Below are 24,309 nucleotides of genomic sequence, written 5' to 3'. Positions count from 1 at the left end.
TTTCACCTTTCCCGAAGATTAATATTTACGTCACAATGCCAACAGGCGATCCAGCGCCGCCACCGGCCCTTTTCTGCCGTTAAACGCCGCCCGATGCCAAAGCGTGTCATGCGCGGTCACCCGCCGTTCGCTTACCCAGTCTTGCCGGGCCACCGCGCGCAGCGCGCGGATGCTGTCGACGGTTTTATAAACCAACCAGGCGCCAAACAACGCGCCGGCCGCCGCGATCCACAGGTTGACCGCCGCCGCCAACTGGACGATCAACAGCAACAACAGCGCCGTCTGCAACACGGTTTTACCGGCGAAAGCGCGCAGAAAAAAGGTTCGCATCTGACTTTCCAACGCAAAACAGGGATTGGTTAATACCTGGCGGGTTTCCTGCACCGGAATGCCCTGCACATAGACCATCCAGCGCGAAGCCTGTTTGGGGTTCATCGCCACGCCCTTTTCCGCCAGCTGATGCAACCGCATCGAGACGGTGACCGGCCAACCCCCCCCGAGCAGCAGGCAGTAAAAAATCGCGGCGTTGACGCCGCACAGCCCTAACCCGATCGCGGCCAGTACTGCCAGCATAACCTTGCCGGAGTAAAACCAAAACGGCACCACCTGGTAATTCATAAAGTTCCCTCTTAAGTGAATGTGCAGCCCCGATAGATTACTCCTTTATCAAGGTGTTACGCACTGCGGAACAAAAAGTGTTTGCCATCGCGCAGAACGCGATCCGGCTTCCTGTACTGCGCCACCAGATCTGCTACCCTGCGGGTTTGTTTTTTGACAGGAGTCTTCCATGCGTCAACGCATCATTGTTTGCCCGCTGATTGAAAACGATAACGCCTTCCTGCTGTGCAAGATGGCCGCTCACAAGGGGGTATTCCCCGGCCAGTGGGCGCTGTCCGGCGGCGGCGTTGAGCCGGGTGAACAGATAGAACAGGCGCTGCGGCGTGAAGTGCGCGAAGAGCTGGGCAGCGCGCTGATCCTCGACAGCATCACCCCCTGGACCTTCCGCGACGACGTGCGCGTCAAAACCTACGCCGACGGCAGCCAGGAACCCATCTATATGATTTACCTGATCTTCGACTGCCACGCCGCCAACCGCGATGTGACGATCAACGATGAGTTCGACGACTACGCCTGGGTGCCGCGCGAGCGCCTGGCGGACTACGACTTGAACGAGGCCACCCGCTTCACCCTGCGGCAACGCGGATTGTTGTAACCGCGTGGGCCGCAAGGGGTAAATCGCAACGCTTTACCGCTCTGTGCATATGCAAATCCGTTTTAGATCAATGGAATATCCTATCGCCAATCAGTATTAAGGCGCGCGCCGCCCGCATGGTATTTGTCAGGCCTATCTGATGATGAAAGGAGCGGGAAAATGGCTTATGCCTTGAGCATATTGGAGAAGAGTCCGATCGCCGACGGGGAAAGCGCCGCGCAGGCGCTGGCGCGCACGCTGCGCCTGGCGCAACAGGCGGAACGCTGGGGGTATCGTCGTTTTTGGCTGGCGGAACACCACAACACGCCGCAGCTCGCCTGCCCATCGCCGGAAGTGCTGATCGGCTACCTGCTCGGCCAGACGTCGCGCATCCGCATCGGCTCCGGCGGCGTGATGCTGCAGCACTACAGCGCCTATAAAGTGGCCGAAAACTTCAACCTGCTGGCGGCGCTGGCGCCGGGGCGCGTCGATCTCGGGGTGGGCAAAGCGCCCGGCGGGCTGCCGCTCGCCACCCAGGCGTTGCAGGCTGCCCATGACCGGCAACGTAAACCGGCCTTCCCTCAGCAACTGTCGCAGCTGACCGCCTATCTAAACGATGACGCCGAGCCGGGCCTGAGCGCCACACCGCTGCCGCCACATGCCGCCCAGCGCTTTCTGCTCGGCGCCAGCAAAGAAAGCGCGGCGCTGGCGGCCGAATCCGGCTGGGCCTTCGTGTTCGCCGCGCATCTGAACGGCAATCCGCAAGATATCCGGGCGGCGCTGGAGTACTACGCCGCGCACAGCGGCGGCCGCAAGGGGTTGCTCGCGGTAGCGGCGATCGTGGCGCCAAGCGAGGAACAGGCTGCGACGCTGGCGGCGGACATTCGGCAATACCGCGTACACGTTGCCGGAGAGCAGAGCGTAACCGTCGGCAGCCTGGCGCAGGCGGAGAGTTTCGTGCAGCAGGCCGGCGCCGTCGATTACCGCATCGAGCCGCGAGAAAGCCATATCCTGCTCGGCACCGCACAGCAGGTTCACCAGCAACTGGCGCGGCTGCAACAGCAGTACGGCGTGGATGAGTTCATCATCGACACGCCGATCGGCGAACCGAACGCCCGTTTCGCCTCTCTGCAACTGTTGGCGGAGAGGAGCCTGACGCCGGCTTAGTTGATCGCCGCCTCCGCCCGCATGGCTTCGGACAGATCCTGCGCCAGCGAAGCCAGCTGCGGCGGCATAACGTTGGCCAGGCTGACGCGGATCGCCGGGCCACACTTCAGGCGGAAGGGTTCGCCGCCCTGCACCAGCCACCCCCGCTGCGCCATCAGCTGCGCGGCGGCGGTTTCCGACCGCACCGGCAACCACAGGTGCAGCCCTTCGCCCGCCGCCAGCGCCGCGTGATTCAGTGCGTTGAGCCGCTGCACCAGCTCATCCCGACGGGCTTGATACGTCTGCTGCGCCCGCTGCAATTGCCCCTCCTGCAACGCCTGTCCCCACAGTCTGGCGGCGATCTGTTGCAAGATATGACTGACCCAGCGTTCGCTGATGTACTGATCGGCGCGCATCGCCTGCAGCAACGCCGGGCTGCCGCAGGCCAGCGCGATGCGCAGGTCCGGGCTGAGAAACTTGCTCAGCGACAGCACGTACAGACCCCGATCGCCGTCGAACGGCAAATGCAGCGGCCGTTGCGACAACGGCCCCCAGAAGTCATCGACGATCGCCAGACACTGCGGATTGTCGCTCAGAAAACGCCGCCACTGCTGCGCGCGTTGCGCAGAGAACGAGGCGCCGGTCGGGTTGTGGGCGCGCGGCGTCAGGATCACCGCACTGGCCGCCCCGCTTTCCGGCAAGCGGCAGCCCTGTTCATCCACCGCCAACGGCAGCGGCCGCAGGCGCAGATGGCGCAGCAGCGTCAATAGCGGCGGCCAGCAAGGGTCTTCCACCCACACCGCCGCCCCCGGCTGCGCATGGCAGCGCAGCGCCTTTTCCATCGCGTCCAGCGCGCCGGAAAACACCGCCGGCTCCCCCAGGGCGACACCCTGCCGACCGAGCCATTCACGCCCCAGGCCGGTCAGCGCCGGAAGATCGCCGCTGATGTCATAACCGTTTTGCTGCGCAAATGTCTCCGCCACACCGAGCACCAGGGCAGGCAACAGCGCGGCGTCCAGGTTGCCGCTGGCCAGATCGCACATTCCCGTCGGCACCTGACGCGGCGTATAGGCCGCACTCACCGCCGCCAGTGGCGGTTCCAGCACCACCGTCCCCGCCCGCCCGCGCGTCGCGACCAAACCGGCGTCGCGCAATCTGGCGTAAGCGCTGGCGACGGTATTCGGATTGACCTCCAACTCCGCCGCCAGCTGGCGCACCGGCGGCAACAGGTCGCCCGGCCTCAGCGCACCGTCTTTAATGCGTGCAGCGATCTGCTCGGCAATCTGGACAGCGCCGCTGCCTTTTGCATACAATGAAGTCATACATAAATCCTTTTGTACTAGTTCAAACAAGATTAACAGCTTCTGCGGCCAAAAGTAAGGGGTTCCATGGATAAACATTACGTGCTCGACATTCAGTATGCAGGAAAAGCCTTCGCCCGCCTGCAGATGTTCACGCCCTGGGCGGCCGACCAGCTGGAGCAGGCGTGCGCGCTGTTCCCGGCCGCGCAGGGTTATCAGCTACAGCTCAGCCAGGTCAGCGAACGCCGCATCGTCTATCAGAGCGGCGCGCAGGGCATCAATGTCCTGGGGGAGTCGCTGACGCTGACGCCCTTCACCCACGCTAACGAGGTACAACAATGAAAAAAGCAGTCGCCATTCGGCACGTCAATTTTGAAAACCTGGGCATCCTCGGCTCCCTGCTGTCGCTGCGCGGCTATCAGATCGAATATTACGATGCCGGCCGCGATGATATTCGTGCTATCAATAATGATGAGACTGACCTGTTGGTGGTGCTCGGCGGGCCGATCAGCGCCGCCCAGCACTTTTCCGGCGCGCTGCGCTACGATTTTCTCGACCATGAATTGGCGCTGGTCAAACAGCGCCTGGCGCAACGGCAACCCACTCTCGGCGTCTGCCTCGGGGCGCAGGTCATCGCCCAAGCGCTGGGCGCTGAAGTGATCTCGCTCGGCGTGAAGGAGATCGGCTTCGCCCCGCTGACGGCGCCGGCGGCGGAAGACGACTCGGTGTTGGCGCCGCTGACCGACACGCCGGTGCTGCACTGGCACGGCGATATGTTCATGATCCCGGACGGCGCCCGCTGCCTGGCCGGCACGGCGGTTTGCCCGCATCAGGCCTTCGACTATCAGGGCTTCGCGCTCGGCCTGCAGTTCCATTTGGAGGCCGATCATCGCGATCTCGAACGCTGGCTGATTGGCCATGCCTGTGAGCTGGAACTGGCCGGCATCGCGCCCCAGAGCCTGCGCGAACAGGCAGCGCGCCACGGTGCACGGTTGGAACAACGCGCGCGGCAGGTGTTCGCTCGCTGGTTGGATAATAACGAACCAAGGATGTAACTCATGCAACAGGCTTCACCATTGCGTTCACCGTCAATCGACGTGATCAGCATTCAATCTCAGGTGGTCTACGGCAGCGTCGGCAACGGCATCGCCTACCGCGCCCTGCTGAAAAAGGGGCTGGAGGCGCTGCAGGTGCCCAGCGTGCTGTTCGGCTGTCCGCCCTATTACGGCGCGCCACACGGCGGCGTCATCACCGGCGAGTGGTTCGGTGGCTTTCTCGACGACCTGATCGCCCGCGGCGTGATGAAGCGCACCCGGGCGGTGATCGTCGGTTATTTAGGCGACGTGATGCAGTGCCATATCCTGGCCAACTGGCTGCAGCGGGTGCGCGCCCTCAATCCGCAGATCAAGATCTATATCGATCCGGTGATGGGCGACTACGGTGAAGGGATCTACGTGGATGAACGCATCGTCAACTGTTACCGTTCACCGTTCCTGCGGCTAGCCAACGGCCTGACGCCGAACGGTTTCGAGCTGGAACAGCTGTGTGGCCGGCGCCTGACCAGCCGGGAGCAGACGCAACACGCCGCGCAGGCGCTATTGAACGACACCACTGAATGGGTGTTGGTCACCAGCGCGCCGGGCGTGGCGCAACATGAAGACGAAGTGGGATTGATGCTGGTCAACCAACGTGAAACGCAGTGCTTTACCCATCCGAAGGTCAAATCGGCGGTCAAAGGCACCGGCGATCTGTTCACCGCGCTGCTGGTCAGCCATCTGCTGCATGGCGCCGCGCTCGAGGTGGCGGTGGTCGCTGCCGGCGGCGAAGTGTGCGACGTGCTGGCCGAAGCGGCGCATTTCGGTTGGGAAGAGATCGGCAGTCTGCGGGCGTTAAAAGCGTAAGACCATGCGTGAGTCAGGGGGCAGTGCACTGCCCCTGCTCCAGATCAGCGTTTTTTCTTCTTGTTGAAATCCAGCTCGAAGGCAAACACCGCGCTCTGAATTTTGCGCTCCATCGCCAGCCCCAGCTTGAGGAAGCGGCACGACAGGCGCGAGAAGTGCACCAGCTGTTCGTTATCGTCGGTTTCCTGATCGGCGTTGACCACCACCAGCTCCATGTTGACCTTGAAACTGCCGTAGCTGCCCAGATCCAGCTCCGCTTTTTTGAACTGCAAACCCGGTTGGAAGAAATCCGGCAACGGCCCGTCGAAGCGCAAACCGACGCCGCCGGCGGAGAGATCGTGGATACGCAGCTCGTAGGGCGTGCCGTCCGGATATTCGCCGGTGCAGAAGAATTGACGCCAGTGCGGCGTGGTGATGCGGAATTGGCGGCGGCGCTGGATATAGACCAACTCCTGCGGCAGCCGGGTTGAACAGGCCTGTAGCCCCTGATGCTCGGTGAGTTCCGCTTGCCCGACGGAAAACTCGATCTTGGCGTCGTTGCTTTCAATCACGATGGTGCAGGCACCATCGATGGCGTTTTCCGCTTCCTCACCGCTAAACACGATATTGTCCGGCCCGACGCTCAATAACAGACTTTGAAACCGGTGCTGCTGATTTTCTACGCGCAGCGGCGTGCGTTGTTTGCAAATTTCACGCAGAATCGCCAGAACTTCAAAACGCTCCCGTTTGATAAACAGTCCGTTATCGCTGTGCTCCACACGTCTCTCCTGACTTTTTTTATAATGACGTCTTACGAATTCCTTACGGTTATCATCTCTGGGAATATTCCTAAAGTCAAATTTGCCAGCGTTGCCAGGCCTGTGGCAACAGGCGTGCGAAACGTTTCGCCCACGCCTGTTGTCCGCGTTCGTCGGCGATCAGATCCTGACGAATTTCGATGCCGACATAAGGCAAACCGCGCCGTTCCGCATGCACCGGCAGCGTGTAGTCGGTAGCGTCCGTCATCGCATAAGGTTCGTTGACGCCCACCTGCAAATCCCCCTCTTCGCGCAGCAGCTCGGCCAGCAAATGCGCGAATTCCGGGTACCGGTTGAACAGCAGCCCCACCTGCCAGGGGCGCGACTCCCCCTTGAACACTGGCGTGAAGCTGTGCATGGCGATCACCGCCGTCGGCAGTTCACGCTGCTGGCGTTGCCCCAGGTGATCGTCAATGGTCTGGTGGTACGGCAGAAACACCTCGCGCTCACGCGCCAGCGCGTGTTCGGCGTCGATGCCGATATTGCCGGGGATCGGTGTCAGTTCGGACAACTGCGGGATCGAGCTGGCGATGCCGGGCGCCCGGTTGCAGTCGATCACCAGCCGTGAATAACGCTGATGGATCAGGGTGGCGTCCAGTTGGCGGCTCAGGTGACGGGAGACGTTCAGCGCGCCGATGTCCCAGCCGATGTGACGTTCGAGTTCCCCCGGCGGCAAACCGAGATCGCCGAGGGATTGCGGGATCGCCTTGCCGGCGTGATCGCACAGCAGCACAAACGGCGCATTGCCGTGCGGGGTTTCAACGGCGACGGCGGGCGGTTCATCGGCGGACAATAACGACGGGATAAAGGAGTGCGGCATGAAAGGCTCCGGCGGTGGAAAGCAAAACGTTTATCGTAGCGCTTTCCCGTCGCCGGCCCCAAGGTCGTGCTTAGATCAAAAAGGCATGAGTCAGACGCCGATCATGCCGTCTCGGCTTCCTGCGGCTGATGTACCGCGATGTAACGCTGATAACGCGACGGCTTGAGCCGCGTGGTATCCACCAGCACCAGCCCGTCGATGCAGTTGTTGAACGCCGGATCGGTACCGAAGTCGATAAACTGCACCCCGCCCGGCTCGCACAGTTCGGTGTACTGTTTGTACAGCGTCGGGATAGAACAGCCGATGTTGCTGAGCAGGCTTTTCAGCCGCACCAGATCTTCCTGATAGTTATCCCCGGCAAACTGCGCCAGCACCTGCGGCAACGACGCCGGATAAGGCCGGCGCGACTGCGCGAAGGCGTGATCCGGCGAGAAATAGAGCCGATAGAAGGCGATCAGCAGATCGCGCGCCGCCAGCGGCATACCGCCGGAGATCGACACCGGACCGAACAGATAGCGGTACTGCGGGTATTTCGACAGGTAGGCGCCAATGCCCAGCCACAGGTAGTCCAGCCCGCGTTTGCCCCAATAGGCCGGCTGAATGAAACTGCGCCCCAGTTCGATGCCCTGCGCCAGGATCGGCTGCATATCGCGATCGTAATGGAACAGGCTGTTGCTGTAGATGCTTTCCAGCCCCTTACGCTCGATTTGTTCGGCGGTGGGGATGAAACGATAAGCGCCGACGATCTCCAGCTCTTCCTCATCCCACAGCACCAGGTGGTAGTAATCGTCGTCGTAGCTGTCCAGATCGCGACGGCGGCCGGAGCCTTCTCCCACCGCGCGGAAGGCGATCTCGCGCAGTCGGCCCAGTTCGCGCAGGATCGGCGTGCGCGCTTCGTCACGGCGGCGATACAGATAGATGGTTTTGCCGTCCGGCGTCACCCCCAGCCGTTCGCAGTTCGCCAGCGCCTTTTTCAACTCCAGGCGATCTTCCGGCAGCGCGATCGGCGACTCGCTGGCGAACAGCCCGGGTTTGCCCTGGCCCAAACGATAGACGTGGCGGCGAAAACGTTCCGCCAAATCCTTGGCGCTGGTGTGGCCGTCGTGCCAGTTGGCGAACGGCACGCGGCCACCGATACGGATCTTGATGCGCCCACCCCGCTGCTGGAACATTTCGCGCACCAGCAGCAGCGTCGACAATGGGCGGTAGACCAGCGACGTAAAGTAGAACAGGTTGCTGTTGCGCGCGCTGATGTGGATCGGCACGATCGGTGCCCGCGCCTTGGCCGCCAGGCGCAGAAAACCGGTATGCCAATGGCCGTCGCGGATGCCTTTCGGGCTCATGCGCGACACTTCGCCGGCCGGGAACAGGATCAACGCGCCCTGATTGTCCAACTGCTGCTGCATGCCTTCAATCTGTTTGCGGCTGGTTTTATAAGCGACGTTATCCACCGGCACAAACAGGCTGCGCAGCGGCTCAATGTAAGTCAGTAGCTGGTTGGCCACCACTTTCACATCCGGGCGCACTGCCGCGACGGCGCGCAGCAACACCAGACCGTCGAGCGAGCCGATCGGGTGGTTGGCCACCAACACCACCGGCCCCTGGCTGGGGATGTTTTCCAGATCGCCGTCCACCAGCTCGCAGCTGAGGTTGAAGTAGTCCACCACCTGTTCGATCAGATCGAGCCCTTTCAGATGGGGATAGTCGGCGGCAAACTGTTTGAATTCTTTTTCGAAGAGAAGGGTTCTTAGCAGGCTGCGCTGCCAGGCAGGGGTATTGCGGTGTGGAAATGCATCTTGCAACAGAGAATCCAGGCTGAACATCGCGTTATCTCCTGACGTAGTCGCTGCAAACTTAAGCCAGAGCCATGACTCTGACGTGTCAGTTGCATGACAATAAAGTGAATCCCTCGACTATCAGGTATAGCAAATTATGGTGATTTGGGGGGCGAAAGGCGCGTTTTCTCCCCCATTTGCCTTCAAACCGCCGCCAACAGCGCTTCGATGCGCCGGTTCACCGCTTCGCGCAAGCGCAGCAGCGGCCCCGCCTGGTGCGGGTAGCGCTTGAAGGTGATGTGCATGCCCAATTCGCGTTCGATCAACGCCTCTACCGTCGGCCTGTCGCTCAAACTCTCCAGCAGCTGCAGCGCACGCATGTCCTGCAACCCCTGGTGCAGCACCCGCAGGCGCAGCGACTCCACCGGCTGCAGATCCTCGCCGGGATAGACCACGAACGGATCGCCGGAGGGGAACGCATGGCCGCTGTCGGTCACGGCGAATGGATTGATACGTTCGCGCGAATGGGCGCTGTTATAGAAGTTGAATCCCCAGTGCAGGAAACCGGCGATGCGGTACAGATACAGCTGCACACCCAATATGCGGTTGCGTGCCGAAGGCTGGGCGAAGAAGCGGTTGGCAACCTCGGTTTTCTGCACGCAGCAATAATAGGCCCACAGGCCAGGCACCCGGTGTTCGATAAAGGGTTCGATATGGTCAGTCGCCGCCACTGGGGTTTCCACCAGGCCCTGCTGATAAAACGCGAAATCCGACAGCGCGTCGAAAGTGCGAAAACCGTCGAGCAGCGGCCGCAGCGCGGCGCTGGCGCGCTGGTAGGCAGCCAGGTTGTCCAGCGTCGGTTCGTCGGAAATATGGAACCACACCTGTCGTTCCAACCCCCGCTCGCGGAACCAGGCGGTCAACGCCGGCAGCAGTGCCTGCAGGAAGCGCTGATACGCTTCGCCCTGCGCATCGGTATGCCAGCCGAACAACGGCTGCGTCTCGCCTTGCTCTTCCACCACGATCTTCGGCGCATGCGCCGCGCCCCATTGGGTAAACAGCGGCGCAATTTCGAAGTGTTCGATGCCCTCTTCCTGCGCCAGCGCCACCCACTGCGCCAGGCGGCTGAAATCGAAGCGATACTCCTGCGCCGAACGCGCCACCCCCACCAGCTGCACCGTGGTGCGTTCGCCGCCGACGGCAGTATCCAGCGGCGGCGTGAACAGCGGCGTCAGCAGCATATTGACACCGTTATTGACCGCACAGCGCACAAAGTTGCGCACCGCGCGCCAGTAATCGGGGCTGAACACCGCCAGACGGTAGTAATCCGCCAGGCAGTCGGTGTGCAGCCACTCGGTGTGCAACAGCGTTTGCGGCGGCAACGCCGCCGGCAGCAGATGCAGCGTCAGCGTGGTTTCGGCCAGCGCCTCGCCACTCTGGGCATCCAGCAGCCGCAGGGTCAACGGATAGTCGCCGGCCAGTTTCGCATCTGCCGGCGGCGTCAGGGTCAACCACAGGCTGCCATAATAGCGGCAGGCGGCGAAAAAACGCCGTTGCGGCAACGGCATCAGCGGATCGGGAAATAACCCCGGTGCGGTCGTCAGGTAATTCTCGTCGGTCTCGCGATAACAGGGAAACTGACTCGGCACCGATTGCACCTGGCGCACGCTGATATAATCCGCCAGCGCCCCTTCCAGTTGATAACACAGCTCATGGCGGGTCTCGTTGCCCGGCGTTTGCAAACAATACACTGCCTGCCAGGAAAGCACTTCATTATTCAATCCACTCAGCCGATTCTCCACGGAAATGGGTGGCACGCTGTGGTGATGAAATACTTTCTCCAGGCAATGGGTAAATACCAGGGACAGGCGCATAATGTTCAGCCCTCTTTATTTTTTAATGAATAAACGGCGTGAAATTCAGGCTAGCGCCTTTTGTCGCCACAAACAATAGCCGGTAATAAAAATCGTTCTGATGCCCTCTTCTGACAACCGCAACCCATTTTTTTGTTTATTTGCATCACAAAAATGAAAGAAGCTGACGCTTGCACAATAAAAATGTTTTTAATCCCCATTATGGTGCAAGGGTTATCAGTTATTCCTATGCCTGCGAAGGCCGCTAACTGCTGCGCCGCCGGGGAGAAACCCGCCAAAAAGTTAACGCAATGTGAACAACACCACCTTTCGCTTGGCCGCAAAAGCCTTTCGATTTTAACAACAATGAAACATTTCCGCCCCATTTTTGGGCGTTTGGGGGTGTATTGACACACTGAAAGTTAAGGGATAGAAAGAATTTACGTTGCGAAAAACGTTATTCGTCGCTCACCGAGGGGAAAGCAATGTCACCGATAAAAAATACCGGCCGCCTGCTGGCGCACTCCATTCTTGCCAGCGCATTATTATTACCCACCCTGCTACATGCCGCAGATAAAATAACATTGCGTTATGCCGTTTGGGACAGAAACCAATTACCTGCCGAACAGGAGATCGCCAAACGATTTGAACAGGCCAATCCTGACATAAAAATAGAAATAGAATTAACCCCCTCGGCGCAATATTTCGTTAAATTGGATTCCGCCGCTGCCGGCGGCGTGGCGCCGGATATATTCTGGATCAATATGCCTTATTTTGTGCAGTACGCCAAAAACGGCATTATGGAGCCGCTGGCTCCCTATATTAAGGACAGCGGCCTTAAGTTGGACGACGTGGTCGCCAGCTCGGTAAAAGCCTACCAGTACGACGGCCAACAGATGGCCATTCCACGCGACGTCGATTCGATCGCCGTGTGGTACAACAAGCAACTGTTCGATCAGGCCGGCGTCAGCTATCCCACCAGCGACTGGACCTGGAACGATCTGAAGAGCAAAGCCGCCGCCCTGAAAAGCGGGCTGAAAGGCGCCGCCTTCCCGCTGGTGATGGATCTCAGTATCGACGGCCAGGACAGCTATATGAACCTGCTGTTCCAAAACGGCAATCACATCGTGCCGAAAGACGGCCAGCCCACCGATATCGCCAACGACAAATCCATCTGGGTCTACCAGCAGCTGCAGGGCATGATGAAAGACGGCCTGATGCCAAGCGCCCAGCAGATGAGCGAAGTCAAAACCGAGAACATCTTCCAGTCCAACCGCGCCGCGATGGTCTATGCCGGTTCCTGGCTGGCGGCACCGTTCGCCAATAACCCGCTGATCAATGACCACATCGGTGTGGTGATGATGCCGAAGATCGAACGCCAGTCCGGCGTGGCGCACAGCCTGGCCTTCGCCATGTCGGCGAAAAGCGCCCACAAGCAGGCCGCCTGGAAATATATCGCCTTTATGAGCAGCGAAGCCTCGCAGGCGGAGCTGGCCAAGGTGGTGATCCCGGCCAACAAAACGGCGGCCAAAGTGTGGGCGCAGCAGATCCAAAAAGTCGATGTGACGCCTTACATCCAGACCCTTGAAGTAACCCAGGCTTACCCCACCGCCGGCACCAATACGCCGAAATGGCAGAACATGTGGATCGCCAGCCTGAAGAAGATCTTTATGGGCGCGGACGCCAAACAGGAAATGGACAAATCGGTCAAGAAGATCGAGCGCGTTATGGCGCAGTAATCGCCCCACCGCGGCGCGCTGCCCCGAGCGCGCGCCGCGGTGGACCCACGCTGAAAGTGATAGGTGAGGAATGGCAACATGTCGCTGGCAGAAACGGCTACGGTCACCCTGAAACAATCCCGGCGCGTCGCCCGCCCCACGCTCAATCGGCTCGAACGCGCCGAGCGCTTCTGGGGCTGGGTGATGATCCTGCCACTGTTTTTCGGGCTGACGGTGTTTTACCTGATCCCCTTTTTGCAGAACATCTTTTACAGCTTTACCGATCTCAACCAATTCATGCGCTGGACCACCGTCAGCCTCGATAACTACATCAACCTGTTCGAGGACGACGACTTTTACACCGCCGCCGCCAACACGCTGTTCTACGTGGCGGTGTGCGTGCCGATCAGCCTGAGCCTGTCGCTGCTGCTGGCGATCGGCCTCAACCAGAACATCCGCGGCAAAGGCCTGCTGCGCACGCTGCTGTTCCTGCCGGCGGTCACCATGCCCGCGGCGGTGGCGATGGTATGGCAATGGCTGTTCAACAAGGACTTCGGCCTGATCAACCAGGCGCTGGGGCTACTGCACATCGCACCGGTCGCCTGGCTGTCCGATCCGGACGTGGTGCGCATCAGCGTGTCAGTCATCATCATCTGGTCGTCGCTGGCGTTGAAGATCATCATTTTGCTGGCGGGTTTGCAGAGCATTCCGCGCCAGCTGTACGAGGCGGCGGATCTCGACGGCATCGGCACCCTGCGCCGCTTCTTCTGTATCACGCTGCCGATGATGGTGCCGACGCTGTTCTTCGTGTCGGTAATGAGCTTTATCGAGATCCTGCAAATCTTCGACGTGGTGTTCCTGATGTTCGACCGCGCGCTGGTGGAAAACGATGTGATGACCGTCACCAACCTGTTCTACAAGTACGCGTTTTACCTGCAGGAAAAAGGCTACGCCTCCGCCATCACCGTGGTGCTGTTCGCCGTCACGCTGGTGATCACCCTGATTCAAATGGCGATCGGCAAGCGCCTGAAAGTCAGCTGAGGAGCTGCACATGAACGCAAGTAAGAAAACGCTGGTGTACCTGTTTATGGGGCTGGCGGCGCTGGCCTCGGTGGTGCCCTTTATCTGGATGCTGGTGACCTCGCTGAAAACCCAGGCCGAGAGCATTCAGATCCCGCTGACGCTGCTGCCGGCACACCCCAGCCTGCAGGCCTACGGCCGGGTGATGCACGAAATCCCGTTCGCCGGCTTTTATCTCAACTCGCTGCTGGCGACCTTCTTCACCGTCACCTTGCAGATGGCGATCGCCACCATGGCCGCCTATGGCTTCTCGCGCCTGCATTTTCGCGGCCGCGACGCGGTGTTTCTGGTGTGCGTGTCGATCCTGATGGTGCCCGGCCAGGCGTTTCTGATCCCGCAATTTCTGGTGGTACAGAAGTTGGGCTTGGTCAACAGCATCACCGGTTTGGTGCTGCCGGGCATTTTCAGCATTTACGCCACCTTCCTGCTGCGTCAGTTCTTCCTCGCGGTGCCGAAGGAGATGGAAGAAGCGGCATTGATCGACGGCTACAGCTACTTCGCCATCTTCTGGCGCATCATGTTGCCGCTGATCCGGCCGGGCATTATCGCCTGCATCATCATCAACGGCCTGTGGAGCTGGAACAACCTGATGTGGCCGCTGATCGTCAACACCACCACCGAGAAGCTGACGTTGCCGGTGGGGCTGGCCTCGCTCTCCAGCCGCGCCGGGGTGGAGTATCCGCTGCTGATGGCCGGGGCGCTGATGGCGGTGATCCCGATGCTGATGCTGTTCATTATTTTCCAACGCTATTTCATCCAGGGCATCGCCAGCGCCGGGGTGAAAGGCTAACGCGCAGACAAGGTAAACGACATGGCCGGAATTCAGTTAAACAGCGTCAAAAAAGTGTACCCCAACGGTTTCCATGCGCTGCACGGCGTCGATCTGGAGATTGAAGACGGGGAATTTATGGTGTTCGTCGGCCCGTCCGGCTGCGCCAAGTCCACCCTGCTGCGGATGATAGCCGGGCTGGAGAGCGTCAGCGAGGGGCAGATCCTGATCCACGATCGCTGCGTCAACGACAGCATGCCGAAGGATCGCGGCATCGCCATGGTGTTCCAGAACTATGCGCTGTACCCGCATATGACGGTGTACAAAAACATGGCGTTCGGCCTGATCGGTAAAGAGAGCAAAGCCGAAATCGACCGCCGGGTGCGCGACGCGGCGGAAAAGCTGGAGATCACCAATCTGCTGCAGCGCAAGCCGGGCCAGCTTTCCGGCGGCCAGTGCCAGCGAGTGGCGGTCGGCCGCGCCATCGTGCGTAAACCCAAGGTGTTCCTGTTCGATGAACCGCTGTCCAACCTCGACGCCAAGCTGCGGGTGTCGATGCGCGTGCAATTGATCGAACTGCACAATCAGCTGAAGCAGGAAGGCGCCGCCGCCACCATGGTGTACGTCACCCACGATCAGGTCGAAGCGATGACCATGGGCGATCGCATTTGCGTGATGAACCGCGGCGCCATCATGCAGGTGGATAAGCCGATCAACCTGTACCACCACCCCGCCAACCGTTTCGTCGCCGAGTTTATCGGCAGCCCGTCGATGAACCTGCACGATCTGACAATCGTGCGCGATGGCCCATCGGTGCGGCTGCGTATCGGCCTGCAGCATCAGCTCGATCTGCCGCCGGCGCTGCAACGGCAGTTGGCGGACTACCCGCATGAGCGGGTATGCCTCGGCATCCGGCCGGAAGCGCTGCGGCTGTGCGCGCCCGGCAGCGCCAACTGTTTCCCGGCGCAGATCGTCACCATCGAACGCATGGGCAACGAAGAGTTGCTGCACTGCGAACTGGCCGGCCTGCGCTTCGTGCTGCGCATGGCGTCGCTGCCGGACTGGGAGCCGCGCCTCGGCGAAAGCCTTCATCTGGCATTCGATCTGGCGCGCGCGCATTTGTTCGATGAGCTCAGCGGCCAAAACCTCAAATAACAACAGCGGAGTATCCAGCAATGTCGTCAACACAACCCAACAACTTTGCTCATCGCCCGGTGCGGGTGCTGGTGGTCGGCGCCGGCGCGCGCGGTGAAATCTACTCGCGCTATGCGCTGGCGCATCCTGATTTGATGCAGGTGGTAGCGGTGGCGGAACCACGCGACGCCTACCGCGAACAGTTCGTGGCGCAACATGCCATCGCGCCGGAAAACGTCTTCACCGACTGGCGCCAGGCCGCCGACGCCGGCAAGCTGGCCGACGCGGTGCTGATCTGCACCCAGGATCAGATGCATCTGGAACCGGCGCTGGCTTTCGCCCGCCAGGGCTACGCCATGCTGCTGGAGAAACCGCTGTCGCCGGACGCCGACGAATGCCGTGCCATCGTTGCCGAGGTGGTGCGCCAAAAGCTGATCTTCTCGGTCGGCCACGTGCTGCGCTATACCCGCTATACCCAGAAACTCAAGCAGTTGCTGCGCGATGGCGCGATCGGCGACATCGTCAGCCTGCAACACCTCGAACCGGTCGGTTACTGGCATCAGGCGCACTCCTTCGTGCGCGGCAACTGGCGCAACGATCGGCAGGCCGCCTTTATGCTGCTGCAGAAATCCTGCCACGACATCGACTGGATCCGTTACGTGATGGAGCAGCCCTGCGAACAGATTAGCTCCTTCGGCGGCCTGCGCCACTTCCGCCGGGAGAACCAGCCGGCCGGTGCAGCGGACAACTGTCTCGATTGCACGGTGGAGGCAAACTGCCCCTATTCCGCCAAACGCATCTATCTGGGGGACGACCACAAGGCCACGCCCGGCTTCCTGCGCGTGCTGACGCCAGAGCCGGACCAGGCGCATCTGCAGGCGGCGCTGCGCGACGGGCCCTACGGCCGCTGCGTCTACCGCTGCGACAATAACGTGGTCGATCATCAGGTGGTCAACATGCAGTTCGCCGGCGGCCGCACCGCGTCGTTCACCATGACGGCCTTTACCCGCCACGAAGATCGCCATACCCGCATCTTCGGCAGCCGCGGCTGCCTGGAAGGCGACGGCCGCCATATCCGCATCACCTCGTTCCTCGACGATGGCGAGACGCATTACGACACCGACGCCGGCCAGGATCTGCACGCCATGGCCGGCCACGGCGGCGGCGACTACTACCTGATGCAGCACTTTATCGCGGCCATTCGCGCCAACGACCCGAACCAGGTGTTGTCCGGCCCGGCGGAAGCGCTGGAAAGCCACCTGATGGTGTTCGCCGCCGAACGCGCGCGCCGCGAAGCGGCGGTGATCGCCCTGAGCGGAGCCTGAAACATGGCGACGAGAGAGATGCGTTACGGCTTTGACATCGGCGGCACCAAGATCGAAATGGCCGCTTACGATCGCCGGCTTAATCAGGTGCTGCTCCAGCGGGTGCGCACCCCAACCGGCGACTACGACGAGTTCGTGGCCTGCATCGCCGGGCTGGTCGACCAAGCGGATCGCGAGCTGCATACGCGCGGCAGCATCGGCATCGGTTTGCCGGGCATCACCGATCCCGTCAGTCGCCGTCAGCTGGCGGTCAACGTGCCCTGCCTGACCGGCCACTGCCTGGCGGACGATTTGACGCAGGCGCTGGCGCGGCCGATCGCCATCGAGAACGACTGCCGCTGCTTTGCGCTGTCGGAAGCCAGCACGCCGCAAACCGCACACCTGCCGCTGGTGTTCGGCGCCATCATCGGCACCGGCGCCGGCGGCGGCCTGGTGGTGAACCGGCAACTGCACAAGGGGCGCAACGGGCTGGCGGGCGAATGGGGCCATATGCCGATCTCCGCCCAGCTGGCGCAGCGTTACGATCTGCCGCTGTTCGGCTGCAACTGCGGGCTGACCGGCTGCTTTGAACGCTACGTCTCCGGCAGCGGGCTACTGGCGCTGAGCCGCCACTTCGCCCACCCGGCCGCCGACGTACCGGCGCTGATTGCCAGCTACCGCGCGGGAGATGCGCTCGCACAGCGGTTGATAACCGTCTACGTCGACATTCTGGCCAGCGCGCTGGCCGGTTTGCAGCTGTTGCTGGACGTCGACGCCTTCGTACTGGGCGGCGGGTTGTCCAACGTCGGCGAACTTTACCGGCTGTTGCCGCCGGCGATGCGGCGCTGGCTGCTGCCGGGCGTGGAACCGGCGGCGGTGTTCCCGCCGGTGCACGGTGACAGCAGCGGCGTGCGCGGTGCCGCGCTTTTGCGTGCGCCGGCATAAAAAACAGTGAAAGCCCGGCGGTTGTCGATATACCGCCGCGGCTTTCGCCGCCGGCGGAGCGAATGAATAAACGCCGAGAATTGTCGACTGAAAAATAACGAATTTGCCGTTTTCACTTTACGTTAACACCGCTTTCGGTTATCACCCAATCGAAAGCAGAAATAAATATAAACAACTGATAGATATAGATATTTTAAAAATAATCGATTGCATTTCAGTGTTTCGTTTGCTGTAATTCGCCACGAACAACTGAAAGCGCTCCGGTCGGTATCGCTGCGGCTTATTAAGCCGCGGTCGGGCACGGCTACAGGTAAATCAGGAGTCTGCGTTAATGATCAATACCGCAAAACGCCGGGAATTAATTATCGACCAGCTGTGCCGCGAGGGCTCGGTGCGCGTGGAGCAACTCAGCCACCAGTTTTCGGTGTCCAGCGTCACCATCCGCAGCGATCTGCGCCAGTTGGAAAAGCACGGCTGTGCGGTGCGCGCTTACGGCGGCGCCATGTTGAACAAACAGTTCGCCTTCGACCGCCCGCTGCAGGACAAGGGCCGTATCAACCGCGACGTGAAGCACGCCATCGCCTGTGCGGCGGCGGCGCTGATCGAAGACGGTGACGCCGTCATCCTTGACTCCGGCTCCACCACCAGCCAGATGGCGCCACAGCTGGCGGGAAAGAAGGATCTGGTGGTGATGACCAACGCGCTGAACATCGCCTTCGAGTTGGCCAATAACGAGCAGATCGATCTGATGGTGATCGGCGGCAGCGTGCGCCGCAAAGCCTGGTCGCTGTACGGCCCCGCCGCCGAGCAGCAGCTGCGCCAGTACCGGTTCGACAAACTGTTTCTCGGCGTCGACGGCTTCGATCTGGCAGCCGGCATCACCACGCCGGATCCGGGCGAAGCGCAGCTGAACCGCGTGATGTGCGAAGTGGCGCGCGAAGTGATCGCCATCGCCGACGCCAGCAAATTCGGCCGCACCAGTTTTTGCATGATCCGCGAAATCGGCCAGATACACCGCCTGGTTACCGACAGCCGCATTCCGGAACACTATCTGCAGGCGCTGCACCATTTAGGGATCGACGTGATTATCGCCGACCGTTAACCGAGGCTTTTAAGGAGTTGTCATCATGAACGCATATTTCTCTTACGAGGCGGATTGGCTAAAGCAGCGCAACGCCTGGCACACCGCCGCCGAGATTTGGCAACAGCCGGATCTGTGGGCGGCGCTGCACCGGCAACTGCAGGATCAACAGGCACAGTGGCAGCCGTTTCTGGCACCGCTGCTGGCCAATCCGCGGCTACAAATCGTGCTGTGCGGTGCCGGCAGTTCGGCCTTCGCCGGCCGCGCCCTGGCGCCCTGGCTGCGCGAAAGAACCGGCCGTGACGTGGTGGCCTACGGTACCACCGATATCGTCGCCAACCCGCGGCAGTATCTCGATCCTGAGCGGCCGACGCTGCTGGTCTCCTTCGCACGTTCGGGCAACAGCCCGGAAAGCGTGGCGACGGTGGAGTTGGCCGACCAATTGCTGCCGGAAAGCTATCACCTGATGCTGGTGTGCAACCCGGACAGCCGCCTGGCGCAGTACGCACATCGGCGCGACAACGTCTGTTCGCTGGTGATGCCGCAGGGATCTAACGATCAAAGCTTCGCCATGACCTCCAGCTTCAGCTGCATGATGCTGGGCGCCGCACTGCTGCTCGGCCCGGCTTCGCTGGAGGCCGCCCACGCGCCGCTGAACGCCATGGTACAGCGCTGCCGCGCACTGCGCGAAACGCTGCAGCCGCAGGTAAAAGCGCTGGCCGCCAGCGGTTTTCGCCGCTATATCACCCTCGGCGGCAGCTGCTTTACCGGCCTGGCGGAAGAGGCGTCGCTCAAGATGCTGGAGCTGACCGCCGGCCGCATCGTCACGCGCTACGACTCGCCGCTCGGCCTGCGCCACGGCCCGAAATTCATGGTCGACGGCCAGACGCTGGTGCTGGTGATGTTCTCCCACGACGACTACGCCCGCCAGTATGACCACGATCTGTGGAACGAACTGCGGCGCGACGGGCTGGCGATGCAGATGGTGGGCTTGACCGGCGACCACTCGCCAACGGCCGACGGAATGCTGAACCTGCATCCGGCCGAAGACGACATTTGGCTACTGTTCCCGTACCTGCTGTTCACCCAAATGCTGGCCTTCGAAAGTTCGCTGGCGCTGGGGCTGACCCCGGACAACCCCTGCCCGACCGGCGAAGTCAACCGGGTGGTGAAAGGCGTGACGATTTACCGTTTTCCTTCCCCTGCGCTGTAAGGAGATCCCATGTATCTGATAGCCAACCGAGAAATGCTGCTCAAAGCCCAGCGCCAGGGCTACGCCGTCCCGGCATTTAACGTCCACAATCTGGAGACCGTGCAGGTGGTGGCGGAGACCGCCGCCGAGCTGCGCTCACCGGTGATCATGGCCGGCACGCCCGGTACTTTCAGCTATGCCGGCACCGACTACCTGATCGGCATCTGCCAGGCGGCGGCGCACCGCTACGATCTGCCGCTGGCATTGCACCTGGATCATCACGAAGAGCTGGATGACATCGAGCACAAAGTGAAAAGCGGCATTCGTTCGGTGATGATCGACGGTTCCCATCTGCCGTTCGAGCAGAACATCGCCAAAGTGGCCGCTGCGGCCGCCTTGTGCCACCGCTACGGCGCCAGCGTGGAGGCGGAACTGGGCCGCCTGGGCGGGCAGGAAGACGATCTGATCGTCGATACGGCGGACAGTTTCTATACCGACCCGGCGGCGGCTCGCGAATTCGTCGCCGCCACTGGCATCGATTCGCTGGCGGTGGCGATCGGTTCCGCCCACGGTCTGTATCACGGCGAACCGAAACTGGACTTCGAGCGCCTGGCGCTGATCCGCGAACAGGTGGACGTGCCGCTGGTGCTGCACGGCGCTTCCGGCATTCCGGAAGCGATGGTCAAGCGCGCAATCTCGCTCGGCGTCTGCAAGGTCAACGTCGCCACCGAATTGAAAATCGCCTTCGCCGATGCGGTGAAAAGCTACTTTGCACAGCATCCGGATGCCAACGATCCGCGCAAATATATCGTCCCCGGCAAGCTGGCGATGAAAGAAGTGGTGGCGGAAAAGATCCGCATCTGCGGCAGCAGCGGCATGTTGTAACCCCGCTCCCGTCTCCGGCGCCTCATTGGACGCCGGAGACGGAAATACTCCTCCGCCATTCCCCACTTTCCTGCGATAACGATCACAGCCTTTCATACCGCTCGCCTCGACAATCATTAACCGGCCTTCACTATGATCCAAATCATGGTTTTACTCACCTCAGCTCCCTATTATCAAATCCATTGAATTCAGGCAGTAGGATTTTTGCCCATTCGTTTTTATTTCGCCAAGCGAAATAGTTTATTTTATGAAAACAAGCCCGCTTGTTTTTTTAATTGGCAGTGTTTTTACTCTGAAAGGAACAGCATATGAACCATTACTTAGCCGTATTACTCGCATTGGTCATTCTGCCCTTCGCCCTACAAGCAAAACCGCTTTCCGACAGCCAGGCCGGCTCTGGCGTGATACACTTTACCGGCAAAATCACCTTCCCGACCTGCAGCGTTGAACATCAGGATAAACAGCTCATCTCCAACTGTTTCGTTAAACTAGCGGAAAACAAGAACGGCTATATTTCATCTTCGCTGAAGGACATACCCAAAGAGTTAGTTTCTGCGGTCACCAGCGAATTTGTGAATAACGATCCGCATTTGAAGCGCGTAACCATCAGCTATAAATAACCCCAAAGAGTTAATATTTGCCGCAAGATTAAACAAGTCACAATCAGCCGAGATTATTTATAAATTTATTTTATAAATTTATCGAACAATGGCGACTCGCCTTATCGTAAGCCGGCTATTCGGGCAACCCTACGGTTGCCCATCAGCATGTCCGAAATCCGCCATCGCTGCCCCCACTTTCATGCGATAATCGCCACACCAAACCGAGGAGTGATCCAGATGCAGACTTTTTTGATTGATCGTACCGCTACGCCGGTGGGAGAACTGGTGCTGATTGCCGATGAACAGGGGCGCCTGCGGGCGGTTGACTGGACCGATCACGAAGCGCGCCTGATGAAGCTGCTGAATACCCATTATCGCGCCGATCGTTTTACCTTGCGCGAACAGCGCGATCCCAGCGGGCTGACCGATGCGATGCAGCGCTATTTCGCCGGTGAGCTGAGCATCATCGACCGGTTGCCGGTAATGACCGCCGGCACCGAGTTTCAACGCGCCGTTTGGCAACAGCTGCGCCAGATCCCGTGCGGCGAGATCCTGACCTATGGCCAGCTGGCCCATCGCATCGGCCGCCCGACCGCTTCGCGCGCGGTCGGCATGGCCAACGGTTCAAATCCGATCAGTATCGTAGTGCCTTGCCACCGGGTGATCGGTTCGCAGGGGGCGCTGACCGGCTATGCGGGCGGCGTACAGCGCAAACAGTGGCTGTTGCAGCACGAAGGTTACCTGCCACGGGACCTGCTCACGCACTAACGCGGCGTATAGTCAGGCGGCACGCCATCCGTCGGTGCGGCGGGATAATAATCCGGCGGCACCGGCGGCGGCGACGCTTCACCGTAACCGTAGGCCGCCGGCACTTTATTGCCTTTGGCGTACATGCATTGCGTATACACGGTATCGTAACGGTTTTGCAGATCATCGCTACTGCGCCAGGCGGAGTGATTAGCCATCGCGCTGCCGACCAGCAGACCGCCGCCCGCGCCCACCAGCGCGCCCGGCCCGGCATGACCGGACGCGGCGCCGATCAACGCCCCCGCCGCAGCGCCGACGGCCGTGCCCGCTACTGCCGCCCCCGTCGCCGAATTGGCCGCCGTTTGCGCGCCGCCGCCGAGGCTGTTTTGGGCATAGCCGCGGCACATGGCCTCATCGCGATTGAATTGTTCGTAGCTTTTTCCCGTGCCGGGCAGCGCCGTCACCTCCGGCCCGGAAGGCACAGAGACGCAGCCGGCCAACAGCCCGGCCAGCGCCAGAATTGGAAAAGCAAAAGAGTGTCTCATCACGCACCGCCTTCAATCACCGGTATAACGGACTGTCTGGCACCACTTTCATCCAACCGTCGGGACAACGCGGTACCTGCGGGTAATAGCCCGCCGGACGGCGGCAGTAATAGACGTAGCTCGGTGGTTTTTCGATATAGGTTTGCGGCGGTGTGACATACACCACCGGCGGCGGCGCGTAATAGATTGGCGGCGGCCCCCAGGGCACGCCAATCACCACGCGAGGGCCGCCATAGTAATAGCCGTGCCGGTAGCCGCCGTGGCCATAATAACCGTGGGCGAAGGCGGCGCCGCCGATCGTCATCAACACCCCGGCGACCGCCATCAACAGTATGCGCTTTTTCATCATCCGCTCCCGAACAGGATCGTTCACCAGCCTATCTGACATCAGGATAACGCCGGCGCGGTGCGGCTTTGCGGCGATGATTGGGGTAAATGCGACAAGCTTTCGCCAGCAAGTGTGTCAAAGGATGATTGATTCACGCCGCTGAAATTCGCCGCCGTGCGCCGCAAACGCCGCTTTCGGTCATCACCGCGCTTCACGCCACCGGCAAACCGGCCGCATGTTGAGTGCAAGTGTTAAATAAATATAGCGACTTCAGCGTGATACAGAACAATCGGCGGCATGTGTGCGCAAAATTCGCACACAATACCCCTATTCATGCTAATGCCACCCTTATCAGCTGCGGCAAAAGATGTTAAAATTGACTCATATCAATTATTGAATGAGCGTAATCTATGATCCCGGAAAAACGCGTGATTCGTCGTATCCAGTCTGGTGGTTGTGCGATCCATTGCCAGGACTGCAGCATCAGCCAGCTGTGCATTCCTTTCACTCTTAATGCTCACGAGCTGGACCAGCTCGACAACATTATCGAGAGGAAAAAGCCAATCCAGAAGGGCCAAACCCTGTTCAAGGCCGGCGATGAGCTGAAGTCGCTGTACGCGATCCGTTCCGGGACCATCAAGAGCTACACCATCACCGAGCAAGGCGACGAGCAGATCACCGGCTTCCACCTCGCGGGCGATCTGGTCGGCTTCGACGCCATCGGCGGTCTGAAGCACCCAAGCTTCGCCCAGGCGCTGGAAACCTCGATGGTGTGTGAGATCCCATTCGAAACCCTCGACGATCTGTCCGGCAAAATGCCTAACCTGCGTCAGCAGATCATGCGGCTGATGAGCGGCGAGATCAAAGGCGATCAGGACATGATCCTGCTGCTGTCGAAGAAAAACGCCGAAGAGCGCCTGGCAGCGTTCGTTTATAACCTGTCCCGCCGCTTCGCGGAGCGTGGCTTCTCACCGCGCGAGTTCCGTTTGACCATGACCCGCGGCGACATCGGCAACTACCTCGGCCTGACGGTGGAAACCATCAGCCGCCTGTTGGGGCGCTTCCAGAAAAGCGAAATCCTCAGCGTGAAAGGCAAATACATCACCATCGAAAACGCCGACGCCCTGTCGGTGCTGGCCGGTACGCCGCGCATCAACGTGACCGTCAACGCCTAATCCCCTGCCGGATCAACAT

General features: G+C 60.6%; 26 protein-coding genes. 18 read left to right on the top strand and 8 right to left on the bottom strand.

All coding sequences use genetic code 11. The features are described from left to right. Positions 1 to 30: 30 nt before the first annotated feature. A complete protein-coding gene (locus tag BHU62_RS18390) occupies positions 31 to 618 on the bottom strand; it encodes a hypothetical protein (protein WP_073533373.1) in 588 nt (195 codons plus the stop codon). 169 nt (positions 619 to 787) lie between these two features. Between BHU62_RS18390 and nudI the strand changes: the two genes are divergently transcribed. Both nudI and BHU62_RS18380 read left to right on the top strand, forming a co-directional pair. Then, a complete protein-coding gene (gene nudI, locus BHU62_RS18385; RefSeq protein WP_073533372.1) occupies positions 788 to 1,213 on the top strand; it encodes a nucleoside triphosphatase NudI in 426 nt (141 codons plus the stop codon). A 159-nt stretch (positions 1,214 to 1,372) separates the two neighbouring features. Further along, positions 1,373 to 2,359, top strand: a complete 987-nt coding sequence (locus tag BHU62_RS18380) for an LLM class flavin-dependent oxidoreductase (protein WP_073533369.1) — start codon at positions 1,373 to 1,375, stop codon at positions 2,357 to 2,359. Here the strand turns inward: BHU62_RS18380 and BHU62_RS18375 are convergent. Beyond that, on the bottom strand, positions 2,356 to 3,660 hold the full coding sequence (locus tag BHU62_RS18375; RefSeq protein ID WP_073533367.1) for an aminotransferase class I/II-fold pyridoxal phosphate-dependent enzyme: 1,305 nt from the start codon (positions 3,658 to 3,660) through the stop codon (positions 2,356 to 2,358). The genes BHU62_RS18380 and BHU62_RS18375 overlap by 4 nt on opposite strands. A gap of 66 nt (positions 3,661 to 3,726) precedes the next feature. Between BHU62_RS18375 and BHU62_RS18370 the strand changes: the two genes are divergently transcribed. Genes BHU62_RS18370 through BHU62_RS18360 form a run of 3 tightly spaced genes read left to right on the top strand, consistent with a single transcriptional unit; the run spans position 3,727 to position 5,540 of the window. Then, positions 3,727 to 3,981, top strand: a complete 255-nt coding sequence (locus BHU62_RS18370; RefSeq protein ID WP_073533363.1) for a hypothetical protein — start codon at positions 3,727 to 3,729, stop codon at positions 3,979 to 3,981. Then, positions 3,978 to 4,694 (top strand): glutamine amidotransferase, encoded by a 717-nt coding sequence (locus BHU62_RS18365; RefSeq protein WP_073533360.1) that lies wholly within the window; start codon positions 3,978 to 3,980, stop codon positions 4,692 to 4,694. Before BHU62_RS18370 ends, BHU62_RS18365 begins: the two co-directional genes overlap by 4 nt. Before the next feature lie 3 nt (positions 4,695 to 4,697). After that, positions 4,698 to 5,540: a PfkB family carbohydrate kinase gene (locus tag BHU62_RS18360; protein ID WP_073533357.1), complete on the top strand. Its 843-nt coding sequence runs from the start codon at positions 4,698 to 4,700 to the stop codon at positions 5,538 to 5,540. A gap of 44 nt (positions 5,541 to 5,584) precedes the next feature. On the opposite strand, the gene BHU62_RS18355 is transcribed toward BHU62_RS18360, so the two are convergent. The 4 genes from BHU62_RS18355 to BHU62_RS18340 all read right to left on the bottom strand — a co-directional run bounded on the left by BHU62_RS18355 (position 5,585) and on the right by BHU62_RS18340 (position 10,806). Next, positions 5,585 to 6,298 (bottom strand): flagellar brake protein, encoded by a 714-nt coding sequence (locus tag BHU62_RS18355; protein ID WP_073533354.1) that lies wholly within the window; start codon positions 6,296 to 6,298, stop codon positions 5,585 to 5,587. 76 nt (positions 6,299 to 6,374) lie between these two features. Next, the gene (locus tag BHU62_RS18350; RefSeq protein WP_073533352.1) at positions 6,375 to 7,157 is read right to left on the bottom strand and encodes an N-formylglutamate amidohydrolase; all 783 of its coding nucleotides are present in this window, start codon (positions 7,155 to 7,157) and stop codon (positions 6,375 to 6,377) included. A gap of 101 nt (positions 7,158 to 7,258) precedes the next feature. Beyond that, entirely contained in the window at positions 7,259 to 8,980 is a 1,722-nt protein-coding gene (gene olsF, locus BHU62_RS18345) for an ornithine lipid synthase OlsF (RefSeq protein ID WP_073533349.1), read from the bottom strand. Positions 8,981 to 9,135: 155 nt separating this feature from the next. Next, positions 9,136 to 10,806, bottom strand: a complete 1,671-nt coding sequence (locus BHU62_RS18340; protein ID WP_073533347.1) for a DUF4091 domain-containing protein — start codon at positions 10,804 to 10,806, stop codon at positions 9,136 to 9,138. Positions 10,807 to 10,959: 153 nt separating this feature from the next. On the opposite strand from BHU62_RS18340, the gene BHU62_RS25035 reads away from it, so the two are divergent. The 12 genes from BHU62_RS25035 (at position 10,960) to ogt (ending at position 22,263) form a co-directional block, all read left to right on the top strand. After that, the gene (locus tag BHU62_RS25035; RefSeq protein ID WP_139282297.1) at positions 10,960 to 11,196 is read left to right on the top strand and encodes a hypothetical protein; all 237 of its coding nucleotides are present in this window, start codon (positions 10,960 to 10,962) and stop codon (positions 11,194 to 11,196) included. A 74-nt stretch (positions 11,197 to 11,270) separates the two neighbouring features. Then, entirely contained in the window at positions 11,271 to 12,524 is a 1,254-nt protein-coding gene (locus BHU62_RS18335; RefSeq protein ID WP_073533344.1) for an ABC transporter substrate-binding protein, read from the top strand. Positions 12,525 to 12,602: 78 nt separating this feature from the next. Beyond that, positions 12,603 to 13,544 (top strand): carbohydrate ABC transporter permease, encoded by a 942-nt coding sequence (locus BHU62_RS18330; RefSeq protein ID WP_073533342.1) that lies wholly within the window; start codon positions 12,603 to 12,605, stop codon positions 13,542 to 13,544. A 10-nt stretch (positions 13,545 to 13,554) separates the two neighbouring features. Next, the gene (locus BHU62_RS18325; RefSeq protein ID WP_073533340.1) at positions 13,555 to 14,373 is read left to right on the top strand and encodes a carbohydrate ABC transporter permease; all 819 of its coding nucleotides are present in this window, start codon (positions 13,555 to 13,557) and stop codon (positions 14,371 to 14,373) included. Positions 14,374 to 14,394: 21 nt separating this feature from the next. Next, positions 14,395 to 15,507 carry an ABC transporter ATP-binding protein gene (locus BHU62_RS18320; protein ID WP_073533337.1) on the top strand — a complete coding sequence of 371 codons (1,113 nt, stop codon included), beginning with the start codon at positions 14,395 to 14,397 and terminating at the stop codon, positions 15,505 to 15,507. A gap of 20 nt (positions 15,508 to 15,527) precedes the next feature. Further along, complete coding sequence (locus tag BHU62_RS18315; protein WP_073533335.1) at positions 15,528 to 16,811, top strand: Gfo/Idh/MocA family protein; 1,284 nt, start codon at positions 15,528 to 15,530, stop codon at positions 16,809 to 16,811. A gap of 18 nt (positions 16,812 to 16,829) precedes the next feature. After that, entirely contained in the window at positions 16,830 to 17,735 is a 906-nt protein-coding gene (locus BHU62_RS18310; protein WP_073533332.1) for an ROK family protein, read from the top strand. Positions 17,736 to 18,066: 331 nt separating this feature from the next. After that, complete coding sequence (gene agaR / locus BHU62_RS18305; protein ID WP_073533329.1) at positions 18,067 to 18,837, top strand: transcriptional repressor AgaR; 771 nt, start codon at positions 18,067 to 18,069, stop codon at positions 18,835 to 18,837. Positions 18,838 to 18,862: 25 nt separating this feature from the next. Further along, positions 18,863 to 20,029 carry an SIS domain-containing protein gene (locus BHU62_RS18300; protein WP_073533327.1) on the top strand — a complete coding sequence of 389 codons (1,167 nt, stop codon included), beginning with the start codon at positions 18,863 to 18,865 and terminating at the stop codon, positions 20,027 to 20,029. A 9-nt stretch (positions 20,030 to 20,038) separates the two neighbouring features. Next, positions 20,039 to 20,893 (top strand): tagatose bisphosphate family class II aldolase, encoded by an 855-nt coding sequence (locus BHU62_RS18295; protein WP_073533324.1) that lies wholly within the window; start codon positions 20,039 to 20,041, stop codon positions 20,891 to 20,893. A gap of 308 nt (positions 20,894 to 21,201) precedes the next feature. Next, complete coding sequence (locus tag BHU62_RS18290) at positions 21,202 to 21,513, top strand: hypothetical protein (RefSeq protein WP_073533321.1); 312 nt, start codon at positions 21,202 to 21,204, stop codon at positions 21,511 to 21,513. Between the two features lie 219 nt (positions 21,514 to 21,732). Further along, a complete protein-coding gene (gene ogt / locus BHU62_RS18285; protein ID WP_073533317.1) occupies positions 21,733 to 22,263 on the top strand; it encodes a methylated-DNA--[protein]-cysteine S-methyltransferase in 531 nt (176 codons plus the stop codon). On the opposite strand, the gene BHU62_RS18280 is transcribed toward ogt, so the two are convergent. Beyond that, complete coding sequence (locus BHU62_RS18280; protein WP_073533315.1) at positions 22,260 to 22,787, bottom strand: glycine zipper family protein; 528 nt, start codon at positions 22,785 to 22,787, stop codon at positions 22,260 to 22,262. The two genes, ogt and BHU62_RS18280, sit on opposite strands and share 4 nt — an antisense overlap. A 16-nt stretch (positions 22,788 to 22,803) precedes the next feature. After that, a complete protein-coding gene (locus tag BHU62_RS18275; protein WP_073533314.1) occupies positions 22,804 to 23,133 on the bottom strand; it encodes a hypothetical protein in 330 nt (109 codons plus the stop codon). 392 nt (positions 23,134 to 23,525) lie between these two features. Here BHU62_RS18275 and BHU62_RS18270 point away from each other — a divergent pair, with 392 nt between their 5' ends. After that, positions 23,526 to 24,290, top strand: coding sequence for an FNR family transcription factor (locus BHU62_RS18270; protein ID WP_004938278.1), 765 nt, complete (start codon positions 23,526 to 23,528; stop codon positions 24,288 to 24,290). Positions 24,291 to 24,309: the final 19 nt, after the last annotated feature.

The sequence above is a fragment of the Serratia marcescens genome (assembly GCF_001902635.1).
Lineage (GTDB): Bacteria > Pseudomonadota > Gammaproteobacteria > Enterobacterales > Enterobacteriaceae > Serratia > Serratia marcescens_F.
Note: the sequence above shows the minus strand (reverse complement) of the source record. Positions and strands in the feature narration are given on the sequence as shown.